Annotated in this window: 11 protein-coding genes; 6 read left to right on the top strand and 5 right to left on the bottom strand. The window is 56.8% G+C overall.

What is annotated here, in order from left to right; all coding sequences use genetic code 11:
• Position 1: 1 nt before the first annotated feature.
• A complete protein-coding gene (locus HF679_RS12315; RefSeq protein WP_187042091.1) occupies positions 2-1123 on the bottom strand; it encodes an ABC transporter substrate-binding protein in 1122 nt (373 codons plus the stop codon).
• 268 nt (positions 1124-1391) lie between these two features.
• On the opposite strand from HF679_RS12315, the gene HF679_RS12310 reads away from it, so the two are divergent.
• The 3 genes from HF679_RS12310 to HF679_RS12300 all read left to right on the top strand — a co-directional run bounded on the left by HF679_RS12310 (position 1392) and on the right by HF679_RS12300 (position 3554).
• Positions 1392-1814 carry a hypothetical protein gene (locus tag HF679_RS12310; protein ID WP_123755821.1) on the top strand — a complete coding sequence of 141 codons (423 nt, stop codon included), beginning with the start codon at positions 1392-1394 and terminating at the stop codon, positions 1812-1814.
• A gap of 203 nt (positions 1815-2017) precedes the next feature.
• A complete protein-coding gene (locus HF679_RS12305) occupies positions 2018-2521 on the top strand; it encodes an RcnB family protein (RefSeq protein WP_123755822.1) in 504 nt (167 codons plus the stop codon).
• Between the two features lie 250 nt (positions 2522-2771).
• Positions 2772-3554 carry a hypothetical protein gene (locus tag HF679_RS12300; protein ID WP_123755823.1) on the top strand — a complete coding sequence of 261 codons (783 nt, stop codon included), beginning with the start codon at positions 2772-2774 and terminating at the stop codon, positions 3552-3554.
• Positions 3555-3616: 62 nt separating this feature from the next.
• Here the strand turns inward: HF679_RS12300 and HF679_RS12295 are convergent, their stop codons facing one another.
• Positions 3617-4204, bottom strand: a complete 588-nt coding sequence (locus tag HF679_RS12295) for a YSC84-related protein (RefSeq protein WP_123755824.1) — start codon at positions 4202-4204, stop codon at positions 3617-3619.
• 535 nt (positions 4205-4739) lie between these two features.
• Here HF679_RS12295 and HF679_RS12290 point away from each other — a divergent pair.
• The 3 genes from HF679_RS12290 to HF679_RS12280 all read left to right on the top strand — a co-directional run bounded on the left by HF679_RS12290 (position 4740) and on the right by HF679_RS12280 (position 7799).
• Positions 4740-5918, top strand: coding sequence for a M20 aminoacylase family protein (locus HF679_RS12290; RefSeq protein ID WP_187042090.1), 1179 nt, complete (start codon positions 4740-4742; stop codon positions 5916-5918).
• Between the two features lie 19 nt (positions 5919-5937).
• Positions 5938-6714 (top strand): ABC transporter substrate-binding protein, encoded by a 777-nt coding sequence (locus HF679_RS12285; RefSeq protein WP_123755826.1) that lies wholly within the window; start codon positions 5938-5940, stop codon positions 6712-6714.
• A 131-nt stretch (positions 6715-6845) separates the two neighbouring features.
• Positions 6846-7799: an aldo/keto reductase gene (locus tag HF679_RS12280; protein ID WP_154143513.1), complete on the top strand. Its 954-nt coding sequence runs from the start codon at positions 6846-6848 to the stop codon at positions 7797-7799.
• Between the two features lie 58 nt (positions 7800-7857).
• Here the strand turns inward: HF679_RS12280 and HF679_RS12275 are convergent, their stop codons facing one another.
• The 3 genes from HF679_RS12275 to HF679_RS12265 form a co-directional block, all read right to left on the bottom strand.
• Positions 7858-8649 (bottom strand): MoaF C-terminal domain-containing protein, encoded by a 792-nt coding sequence (locus HF679_RS12275; RefSeq protein ID WP_187042089.1) that lies wholly within the window; start codon positions 8647-8649, stop codon positions 7858-7860.
• Positions 8650-8672: 23 nt separating this feature from the next.
• On the bottom strand, positions 8673-9455 hold the full coding sequence (locus HF679_RS12270; protein ID WP_187042088.1) for an SDR family NAD(P)-dependent oxidoreductase: 783 nt from the start codon (positions 9453-9455) through the stop codon (positions 8673-8675).
• An 88-nt stretch (positions 9456-9543) separates the two neighbouring features.
• Entirely contained in the window at positions 9544-11277 is a 1734-nt protein-coding gene (locus HF679_RS12265; protein WP_123755830.1) for an arylsulfatase, read from the bottom strand.
• Between the last annotated feature and the right edge of the window lie 16 nt (positions 11278-11293).

The raw sequence follows: 11293 nt of genomic DNA, 5'->3' as shown, positions 1-11293 counted from the left end.
GTTACTCACCTTGTTTCCAGGAAAAGACGAACGGCAGATCGGGCAGCGTAGTGAAATGGCGCACGATGTAGTGGTAGGTCGCATTCGAATCGAGGGTGCTAAAGGGCTGCGGATAGATATCTTTCGCCAGATACTCCATCCCCACGATATTCCACGGGTGGTTGTAGAAATGATGGTAAACCCCGTAAGCGTGCTGGCCTTTTACCGCCGGGATATTGCTGACGCCGGTGCGTGACAGCAGCGTCTGAGCCTGGGTATTGACCGCTTGCGGGCTGACCTGATAACCCAGCGGCAGCACCTGGCTGTTGCCGCGTTTTGAGCCGGTCATGATGTAAGCGTCGGGCTTCATGCTGATAATTTTTTCCAGCGACACAAAGCCGGAGGCGCCGGGCAGCACCTGTGAGCCAATATTGTTGGCGCCCACCGCCTCGACCAGACCGCCCCAGCCGCTATGCCCGTGGGTGAAGCAGCAGGCATCGCTATTGCCGGCCAGCGCTTCGACAAACACCGTCGCTTTCGGGGTGATAGCCGCCGTTTTCTGCACAATGGCCTGCAGATGCTGGCGGTAGTAGTCGGTATAGGCTTTGGCGTTGCTTTCGCGGTTGAGGACCTGGCCTAGCAGGTCGATACTGGGCGCGGTGTCCCTGGCCGGGTTGATCTCATAATCGACAAACAGCACCGGTATATTCAGCGCCGCCAGCTTGCCGATGATGCCGCTTTCGGTCAGCGCCGGCTTCGCGCGCAACTGGGCAATCATCAGGTCCGGCTGGCGGGAGAGCACGCTTTCCAGGTCGACATTGCCTTTGTCGCTGAACCCCATATCCAGAATGGCGGCCGACTGCGGCCACTTCTGCTTGAGCATTTCCCAGGTGGCAATATCCTGTTTTTTCGCGAGATTATTCCACGCCACCACCCGTTTAAACGGGTTATCGCGGTCCAGCAGCGCCAGCGCCATCAGATCCCGTCCGTCCTGCAAAATAATGCGCTGCGGTTCATGCTGGAGGGTAATGGTTCGGCCGTCGAGGTCGGTGACCGTAAGCGGATACTGACTGGCATAGCTCAGCAAAGGAGTGCCGATGAGTGCGTTGAATAATATGAGCGATCTTACTGATTTCATTGCCATAAATGAGTACCGTTGCGAATTTATAATAGAATGATTTTGATAATTATTCGCGTATGAAAATAAACGGCAGGTATATGGCCATGGATTTTAATGGAATGTTACAAACTTACTGGAAGGTATACGCCCGTACCGGAATGTCGAAAGGTTTAGCCTGAAAACGGGTGAATGCGGCCAGAAATAGTTTTAAGAACTATCCCTAAAGTCATGACCGGAATGTTATGCCATTCTGTAGGTGACTCATAACATTAAGAACGTTAGAGAGGACATGATGAAAAAAGCAATAATTGCATTATCTGCGATTCTGGTAGCAGCCCCGGTTTTTGCTGCGACAACACACGCAACTGATGATACCGTCGCGGCGGCTCATGAACAGGCGAATACCGCCAAGGAAAAACTGCATCAGGCCCAGAACGAGGGCGATGAGCTGAAGCTGAAATCCGAACATGCGGCGCAAGGCAAAAGCGATAGCGTCGGCAGCCAGGTGAGCGAAGGCGCTCAAAAAACCTGGAATAAGACCAAGGAAGGGACGGAAAAGGGCTGGGATAAAACCAAAGAAGGCACGGAAAAAGGCTGGAATAAAACCAAAGCCGCCACCGAAAAAGGGTGGGATGCCACCAAAGACGGTGCAGCTAAAGGCTGGGACGATACCAAAAAGGGCGCTGAAGACTTAAAAAATAAAGTCACTGAATAATCAACGTCTCTGAATCCGTACTGAAGATGTCCCTGATAAAGGCCGCGAAAGCGGCCTTTTTTATTGGCGATCGTTTTTCCCGGCTCGCCGTAGCGGCTATTTTCACGCGAATCCAATCTGCCAGGAATCCTCCTGGATATCCTGATACTCACTATTCCTCCACATTCTGGCGGTAAAAATAAAGCCATATCAGGAGGTGTACTATGAAAAAGATGATTTCTCTGGCCGTCATGTTAGCTTGTGCATTCAGTTCACTGGCCTACGCCGATGGCCCGAATGACAACTATAAACCTGGCCAACAGCAAGAGTGGCAGAAGGGCGACAATCGTGGTGGCCCGGATGCTAATCGCCAGCAGGGGCAGGGTAATAATGGCCCGCAGGGACATGGTGACAACCGCTATCAGGGCGGCGATAACCGTGGCCCGGATCGCGACCAGCATGCCGATAATCGTGGGCAAAGTAAGCCGCATCAGGATCGTCATGAGCAAGACCACTTTGCGTGGAATGGCCATGATTTCCGTAAAGGACAGCCGGCACCGGAACATTACCGCGGCAATGATTATCGGGTGAATGACTGGAACGATCGCGGTCTGCCTGCACCCCCGCAGGGCCAGCACTGGTCCTATATTGACGGCAACTATGTGCTGATTGCGGCGGCAAGCGGCATCATTACCTCGATTCTGGTGAACGGGCTATTGTCGCACTAAGCGAGAGTCAGCCAGTATTTCACGTCATCCCCCAGGGCAGCCTTGTGTTATTTGACGAGGTTGCCCTTTTACAATGTGAGCTTACGCAAGCGGGTATTTTGCCATTTTCCCCGAACGCACCAGAACGATACACATCGCTTATCGTCTGCAGCACCATAATCCACTGAAATAACATTAAATCCCGCCCTGGCCCTTCCCGTTGTCATAAATCGTCTACGCTTCAAATAACCTCTTCGACTCTGGTATATCAATGAAAAATATAGTGGCTTTCAGTGCACTGGCTTTGCTGGCAGGTAATAGCTGGGCGGCGGATAGCGGCGGCAGCGCGGCGCAGGCCAACAACCCGCTTGCCAACATGACCGCATTCAACATGCAGAACTACTATATTGGCGATGTCAGCGGCACAAACAAAGACGCCAATCAGTTCTGGTTCCGATACGCGACCCCCTTTTCTTTAGGGCAGAGCGACTGGTTGCTACGTGCATCGCTGCCGGTCAACACCTATCCTGCTCCTCCGACCGGCGGCCACAAGACCGGCGTTGGCGATCTTAACCTCTTTACGTCCTGGCTCATTGATACCGGCAACCCGGCGGTGAGTTTTGGTTTCGGGCCACAAATTACCGCGCCTACCGCCTCCGATGATGCCGTTGGATCGGGGAAATGGTCCGGTGGTCTGGTCAACGTGCTGTTTGATGCCAGCAGTCCAACCTTCCAGTATGGTTATCTCGCGTCGTGGCAACATAGCTTTGCCGGCGATGATGATCGTAGCGATGTTAATCTGGCTACGTTTCAACCGTTCCTTTTCTACCAATTGGGGGGAGGGACTTACCTTCGCTCTGCGCCGATTTGGGTTTACAACCTTCACAACGATAACTACAGCGTGCCGCTGGGGCTGGGGATTGGCCAGGTGATAAAACACCAAAAAACGGTATACAACTTCTTCATTGAGCCACAGGGTAGCGTTGCCGACCGTGGCCCGGGGCAGCCTCGCTGGCAAATTTTCGCCGGACTTAATCTGCAGTTCCTGAACTAAATGATACCGGTCGCTGGCGCAAGAGGCTGCGTGACAACCTCTTGCGCTGACCATACCGATGATTACTTATTTAGCTCGTCATCTGGCCAGTATTTATAGCCATTGAGCATCGCCTGGGCGGCCAAGCCTTTCTCGGTGATTTCGTACACATTCACCTTCGACGGCAGCGAAGCGGTATCTTTGGCGATGCCGTTGGCCGACGCGGCGACCGGGGCGACGCCTTTATCGTCATATTTGGCGGCCGCGTTAGCATCGGCACCAACGACGTAGCCCTGGGTGATAAAGTGATTCAGCGCCTCTTTATCATGGAATACCAGCACGGTCCGCTGCTGCTTCACGCCCACGCCCAGACCCGCGCCGCCCTGCGCCATTTTCATATAGGTATCTTTGCCGGTGTGGGTATTTTTCACCACGCCATAGCCGCTACCAAATCCGAAGACCAAAATTTTGCTGCTGTTGCTGGAAAATACCGCATAGCCGTCGGAGTGCTGAATATCGCTGCGCGCTTCCGGGTGCAGCGTATAGAGTTTACTCAGCGTTTCACTACGTATTTTCTGGATACTGGCGCGCTGCTGACTGGCAGTGTCGCCCTGTGCGCTACAGCCGGCCATCGCCAGCGCTGATGCAATGATAAGAGCCTGATATTTCATTGTTAAGTTCTACTGTATTCGGCAGGTCATTCATAAAGCGCTGTCATTATCTCTCACTCGCTCACGGGGCCTGCATAACGCCACGGGGCGAGCGCGTCTGTGCATCCTGCAACCATGACGCTGCTTGAGTTCATCCCTGCTAATGACACGCTGATTTAAGACCGATAATCGTAGAGTAAAAACGCGTTAATAATCCAAGTATTAAAAGTTTATATTTAAACTTAGCCTTAACCATGGTCTGTTTAACTGAATATTGCGTGATTTGTGTTGTGGATATTCCGTGATGGCTGGCGGTGTTTTGGCAACTTCATTTCTGACGACGCTGAAAGATAACATGCTGAATAATCATGAGTAAATGCGATGAGGTCGGCTGCAGAAATCAGAAATCCTACTTGCATTAAATAGTTATCCAGATAAGTTAATTGTCTGAACCTGTTCGTTGACGCTACTGCTTCCGACTTTCTCGCTCCCCAGCAACCGTTTGTCTGAAGCCTGATTTATTCAGGACATTTATTCCTTATTCCCGGAGACCGGCATGACCGATTTTGTGATTCCAGAAATTAAAGCCGCTGAAGATGAAATGATTGCGATCCGTCATTATTTACATGCCCATCCGGAATTAAGTCTGGAGGAGTTTAATACCAGCGAGCTGGTGGCGGAAAAACTGGCGGAATGGGGCTACGCGGTCACTCGTGAATTGGGTAAAACCGGAGTGGTGGGCTCATTAACAAAAGGCCAGCCGGGGCGCACGATTGGTCTGCGCGCCGACATGGACGCGCTGCCGATCTTTGAAACCACCGATCTGCCGTGGGCCAGCACCGCTCCTGGAAAAATGCACGCCTGCGGCCATGACGGTCATACCACCATCCTTTTGGCGGCAGCGAAGTATATTGCCTCGCCAGCCTGCCAGTTTAACGGCACCGTGCACCTGATTTTCCAGCCGGCGGAAGAGGCCATCGGCGGGGCGGATCTGATGATTAAAGACGGTCTGTTTGAACGCTTCCCCTGCGATAGCGTTTTCGCGCTGCACAATATGCCGGGGCTGCCGGTCGGCAAGCTGGGCTTCTATGCCGGTAACTTTATGGCCTCGGCGGATACGGTGAAGATAACCATTCACGGCTACGGCGGTCACGGCGCTCACCCGGAACGTGCCATCGACCCGATTGTCGCCGGCTCGGCGCTGGTGATGTCGCTGCAAAGCATTGTTGCCCGCAACGTGCCGCCGGGAGAAACCGCGGTTGTCACCGTCGGGACTTTCCAGGCCGGTATTGCCTCCAACGTCATCCCGGAAAGCGCGGTGATGGAGCTGACCGTGCGCGCGATGAAGCCGGAAGTGCGCGATCTGCTGATTAAACGTATCCATGAGATCGCCGAGTTCACCGCCAAGAGCTATGGCGCAACCAGCGAGGTTGCGGTCTACGACTCTTATCCGGTGCTGACCAATAGCGACGCGGAGACGGCGTTCGCCAAATCGCTGGCGCTGGAGGTCTTTGGCCCCGAGCAGGTGCTGCCTTCGGTGGCGCCGATGAACGCCAGCGAGGATTTCGCCTTTATGCTGCAGGCGCGTCCCGGCTGTTACTTCCTGCTGGGCAACGGCGAGAAGGGCGGTAAAGGGAGCTGCATGGTGCATAACCCTGGCTATGACTTTAACGATGACATTATTACCACCGGCGCGTCATTCTTCGCCCGGTTAGTTGAAACACACTGCCGTTGATCTCTGGAGCTGATAAAAAATGAAAAAATCTCTTCTGCTGTGGGTTGCGCTGATGGCCTCAACATCGGCGCTGGCCGCAGGGCAAAAGGAAATTCGCTTTGGCGTCGATCCCACTTTCGCGCCCTTTGAATGGAAAGACCCGCAGGGCAAGCTGGCGGGGTTTGATATTGATTTAGGCAACGCTATCTGCGCGCAGCTCAAGGCAAAATGCGTGTGGGTCGAAAGCAATTTCGACGGCATTATCCCGGCGCTGAAGGCGCGCAAATTCGACGCGATTCTCTCCGGGATGTATATGACCGAAAAGCGTAAAGAACAGATTGGCTTTACCGATAAACTGTATAACGGCCCGGTGTTCCTCGTGGCGCGCAAAAACACCCTGACGGGCAACACGCCAGAGCAGCTGAAAGGCAAAACCATCGGCGTGGAGCAAGGGTCGGCGCAGGAAACCTACGTCAACCAGCACTGGCGCCCGGCGGGCATCAATATCGTGGCCTATCAGGGAGCTGACAGCGTGGTGCGGGATCTGGAATCCGGGCGTATCGATGGCGCGGTGCTGTCCGGGATGATGGCGGACTATAGCTTCCTGCAGCAGCCTCAGGGCAAAGATTTCGCCTTCGTCGGCGGAAGTTTGCAGGATAATACGCTGTTCGGTGCCGGCGCGGCGATTGGCCTGCGCAAAGAAGACGACGCCCTGCGTCAGGAAATTAACGGCGCGATTGCCACCATTCTGGCCGACGGGACCTATAAAAAACTGTCGGGTAAATATTTTAGCTTTGACGTCTATTCCGGAACATAATGTGGTAATGCGTCCGGCGGGCACGGATTAGCCCGCCTCAAGATTCCTTTTCTTACTATCCCATGATTGTCCTTTCCAGCCCTTGCGGTGTACCGAAGGATGCAGAATATAAGCGATAAGGAGTGAACGGCATGAATACACGTCCCTTGGGCAAAACCGGATTTTCCATCGCCCCGCTGGTCTTTGGCGGCAACGTTTTTGGTTGGACCTGCGATGAGAAAACCAGTTTTGCCATTCTTGATGCTTTCGTTGATCACGGCTTTGACGCCATTGATACCGCCGATGTCTACTCCCGCTGGGTGGATGGCAATCAGGGCGGCGAATCTGAAACCATTATCGGCCGCTGGTTGCAGGCGCGTCCCGGCATGCGCGATAAGGTGAAAATCTTCACCAAAGTGGGGGCTGATTTAGGGCTTCCAGGGCAAAAAGGGCTGAAGAAAGCCTGGATCCAACAGGCTGTGGAAGCATCGCTGCGTCGTCTGAACACCGATTATATCGACCTCTATTTTGCTCACTGGCCGGACCCGGAAACCCCGCTTGCGGAGACGTTAGAGGCGTTTCATGGCCTGCAGCAGAGCGGGAAAATCCGCGCTACCGGCGCGTCCAATCTCGATGCGCTGCAGCTTTCCGCCGCGCTGGAGGTGGCACGCAAAGAGGGGCTGCCGGCCTGGCAGGTGCTGCAACCGGAGTACAATCTTTATCACCGTTCGGCGTTTGAAGGGGCGCTGTGCGACCTGTGCACCACGCGCGATATTGGCGTCGTCACCTACTACAGCCTGGCCTCCGGTTTCTTAACCGGTAAATACCGCCAGCAGTCCGATCTGACGCAAAGCCAGCGCGGCGGCGGCATTGGTAAATATCTCAACCCGCGCGGTATGCGCATTCTCGATACGCTGGACGAGGTGGCCGCCCAGCACAAGGCGAAACCCGCCGAAGTGGCGCTGGCCTGGCTGATGCATCGTGAAGGGGTGAGTGCGCCGATCGCCAGTGCGACCAGCGTGGCTCAGGTGGAAAGCTTTGCCCGTGCGGCACAGCTGACGCTCAACGCCGCGCAGCTGGCGCGTCTGGAAATTGCCAGCGCCTGACCTACGGCACCGGAGCCAGCCGGCTCCGGTGTTTCAACGTCAGTCCCGTTATCGCCGGTTATGACCGATGCGTCGTGACATTGAGGATCTCCGCGCTGGCCCCGACCGGGAAATTACTCAGCGCGGAAAAATCGCTGCCCTGATAGCCGAGGATCTTGCCGTCGGTGCGCATCTGCTGAAGATCGATCAGGATCACCCCTAACGTCGGGATGATTTTTTCCCGCCAGACGAACAGCGTCAGATCGTCTGCCACCTGCACATAATGACAGCGGTCGACATCCGCCAGCCCCTTTTCCACTCCATCCAGACACTGCCAGGCATAGAAATTATCGTTGAGATAAATATGCTCGTAGCGCTCGGTCGGGCTGTAGGTGTACTGGTTGCGCATCCCCACCAGCGCCCCGGTGAACGCCGGCAGCGGCCCCGGCTCGCGGTTCAGACGCGCAAAATGGAAACTCACCTCAACCGCCGTCAGCGGCAGACCCTGCTCGACGCGGCTGAAGGCATCCAGGCGAGCGGCTTGCTCGGTGGGCAGCGCGCCGTAAACCAGGGTGGCGTTGTGCTGCGTCAGATTGCACACCGCGCTGATGCTGGCGTGCTGCCGATCGGGATCGAGAAAGTCGATAAACAGTACGTCGGGGCGCAGGGCGGTGATGCGCCCGGCAACCGGCTGCCCGTTCCAGATAAGGTTGTGTGCATCGGCAATCTGCAGCTGATGGCGGATTCCGTCCGGCAGATAAAAGGTCAGAGATTCCCCGCTGGGTAACGTGGCGACGGGCAACACGTTGCCGTGCGGGGCAAAACCATCGGCCAGGGCGCCGACCTGAATAAATACGGCTTCTGCGGTCATGTGAGTTCCTTTTTGCTTATTGACTAAGGGGAAGAGAACGCCAGGGTCGGGACATCCACCGCGCTGGCGCCGCCGTCGGCAACCAGGGTAGCGCCGCTGATGATCGATGCCTGCGGGGAGCACAGAAACTGACAGGCGAGGGCGATCTCCTGGGCGCTGGCGGGACGGCGCAGCGGCACATCGCGGCACACCTGGCGATAGGCCTGCTCAAGGCTGATGCCCTGAGCGGCCATCAGCGGCTGCATTTCCTCGTCGGCCATCGGCGTGGTGACCCAGCCGGGGCAGATAGCGTTGGCGCGTACCCCCTGCGGGCCATAATCCCTGGCGACTGAGCGCATCAGGCCGATCAGCGCGTGTTTGGCGGTGACGTAGCCGCAGGCCTCGGGACCGGCGGCGAGAGAAGCGATCGAGGCGACAAACAGCACGTTGCCACGACGGGCCATCAGCGACGGCAGGCAGGCGCGGACGCTGGCGAAAGCGCTGTCGAGATTGCTCTCCAGCGCCTGACGCCACTGCTGGTCGCTGGTCTGCGCCGCCGCGCTGTTGCCCATTCCGCCGGCGCAGCACAGCAAGACGTCGATACCGCCCTCTTGCGCGAGAATGGCCGGCAGCAGATGGTGCTGCCAGTCGCTACCGCTGGCGGCATCGCCGGTCAGCGCCAGCGCGCCGGTCTCCTGTGCCAGCGCCTGCAGAGGGGCGAGGCGGCGTCCGATAATAATGACCGTATCGCCCGCCGCCGACATCTGCCGCGCACAGGCGGCGCCGATGCCGGTTCCACCGCCGGTTACCACCACCACTCTAGCCATTCTGTTTCTCCCGTTACCTGCGTTTTTCCTACCTTAAAAAGGGGGCCAGATCCCGGCTATCGTCCGGAAGAACGAGAGCCGGGGTCGTTCAGTTGCCCTGGCTCACAGGAATGGCCTGCGGGGCTGGAACGGCCTCCATGGTCTGGGGATCGACGGCGAGATAGCGGCCGGTTTTGCTGTCAATACCGGCGTAGTCAATCAGCTTGCCGTCGGCGTGGACCACCATGGTGCGTTTGGCAAACGCCGCATAGGCATCGCTCATCGCCTGCACCCGCTGCGGATATTGCGCCGCGACATCGTGGGTCTCCAGCGGGTCGAGTTTAAGATTGAACAGCCCCCATGGCGCATCGCCGGCCTGCGGGAAGGTTTTCACCAGCCGCCGCAGCTTCCAGTCGCCGTCAACCCAGGCGGCCTGGTTATGCAGTTCGACGCCGTAGGAGGAGCGTGGCGGCTGCTGGGTTTCGCCGGTCAGATAGCGCTTAAAGCTGACGCCGACCATCGGCAGCACCGGTTTTTTCGCCAGCGGTTTAGTGGCATCGATACCGGCGAACTCATATAAGGTCGGGGCGACGTCGTACACCGCCATGGTGGAGGTGTCGATCTTACCGTTATGCACAATTCCGGGAGCGGAGATCATAAAGTCGGTGTTGATCCCCCCCTGGCCGCTGGTGGTTTTGTGGTAGCGGGCGTAAGGGGCGTTGCTGACGTTGGCCCAGTGCGGGCCGTAGGAGACGAACGAGCCTTTACGCCCGATGTTCTGGTAGCTGTTGTCGAACTGCTTCCAGAACGACGGTTCCGATTCGTAGTAAAAGCCTTCCGCCGGGTTGGCGCCGTTATCGGTTAAAAAGAGCAGCACGGTGTTTTTATCACGCCCGGTCTGCTTCAGCGTCGCCATCACCGAGCCTATCTGCGCGTCCATATTGGCGATCATCGCCGCGTAGACCTGCATCACTTTGGCGGTGTATTTTTGCTGCTCCGGCGTCAGTGCTTCCCACTCTTTATCGAGATCGAGGCCAGGAAGCGGCGTGTCGTCATGGAGGATCCCCAGCGCCTTCAGGCGGGCAATGCGCTGGCGATAGACCTCGGCGTAGCCCTGTTCATACTGGCCTTTAAAACGTGCGATCCACTCGTCCGGCGCCTGCAGCGGGTCATGGGGCGCGGTAAAGGCCAGCCAGGCGAACACCGGCTGTTCCGACGGGGTCTGTTTGATCCACTCATTCATCTGGCTGGCGTAGGCTTCGCTGGAGTAAAAGTTGTCGGGGAGCGACACGCGCTGGCCGTCGCGGGTGTAGTAGGTGTGGAACGCCTCGACCGTGCCCAGCGGTACCGCGTCGTTAAAATGGCTGGTGCCGCCGCCCATAAAGGCGAACGAGTGGCTAAACCCGCGGTCTTTCGGCGTGGCGCCGGGCACGAAACCGAGGTGCCATTTCCCGGCCATCAGGGTGTTATAGCCGGCATCTTTAAAGCGTTCCGCCATGGTGGTGACGCGGTCGGTGAGGCGCAGCTCGTAGCCCTCTTTACCGATGGTGCTGTCGTACCACCACATGCCGCCCATACCCGCCTGTTGATTGGTATTGCCGGTTAACAACATCGAACGCGCCGGGGCGGACATCGGCGAGGTGTAATACTGGCTCATACGCACGCCCTGTTCGGCCATCGCCTGCAGGTTGGGCGTCGGGATTTCGCCACCAAAGGGGCTGATATCGGAATAGCCCATGTCGTCGGCGATAATAACGATCACGTTGGGGCGTTCGGTTTGCGCACTGTGCGCTGCGCCGGAGAGGATCATGCCCAGGGTGGCGGCCACTGCTGTTTTATTCACTGCGTATTCTCCTGTA

Origin of the sequence: Enterobacter sp. JUb54 (genome assembly GCF_014298075.1) — a bacterium.
GTDB lineage: Bacteria > Pseudomonadota > Gammaproteobacteria > Enterobacterales > Enterobacteriaceae > Klebsiella > Klebsiella lignicola.
The sequence above is the reverse complement of the archived record's forward strand: the minus strand, read 5'-3'. Positions and strand labels throughout refer to the sequence as shown.

Excerpts from the sequence above, each read along its gene's own strand:
- HF679_RS12315 (WP_187042091.1), bottom strand. The coding sequence starts at position 1,123 with ATGGCAATGAAATCAGTAAGATCGCTCATATTATTCAACGCACTCATC.
- HF679_RS12310 (WP_123755821.1), top strand. The coding sequence starts at position 1,392 with ATGAAAAAAGCAATAATTGCATTATCTGCGATTCTGGTAGCAGCCCCG.
- HF679_RS12305 (WP_123755822.1), top strand. The coding sequence starts at position 2,018 with ATGAAAAAGATGATTTCTCTGGCCGTCATGTTAGCTTGTGCATTCAGT.
- HF679_RS12300 (WP_123755823.1), top strand. The coding sequence starts at position 2,772 with ATGAAAAATATAGTGGCTTTCAGTGCACTGGCTTTGCTGGCAGGTAAT.
- HF679_RS12295 (WP_123755824.1), bottom strand. The coding sequence starts at position 4,204 with ATGAAATATCAGGCTCTTATCATTGCATCAGCGCTGGCGATGGCCGGC.
- HF679_RS12290 (WP_187042090.1), top strand. The coding sequence starts at position 4,740 with ATGACCGATTTTGTGATTCCAGAAATTAAAGCCGCTGAAGATGAAATG.
- HF679_RS12285 (WP_123755826.1), top strand. The coding sequence starts at position 5,938 with ATGAAAAAATCTCTTCTGCTGTGGGTTGCGCTGATGGCCTCAACATCG.
- HF679_RS12280 (WP_154143513.1), top strand. The coding sequence starts at position 6,846 with ATGAATACACGTCCCTTGGGCAAAACCGGATTTTCCATCGCCCCGCTG.
- HF679_RS12275 (WP_187042089.1), bottom strand. The coding sequence starts at position 8,649 with ATGACCGCAGAAGCCGTATTTATTCAGGTCGGCGCCCTGGCCGATGGT.
- HF679_RS12270 (WP_187042088.1), bottom strand. The coding sequence starts at position 9,455 with ATGGCTAGAGTGGTGGTGGTAACCGGCGGTGGAACCGGCATCGGCGCC.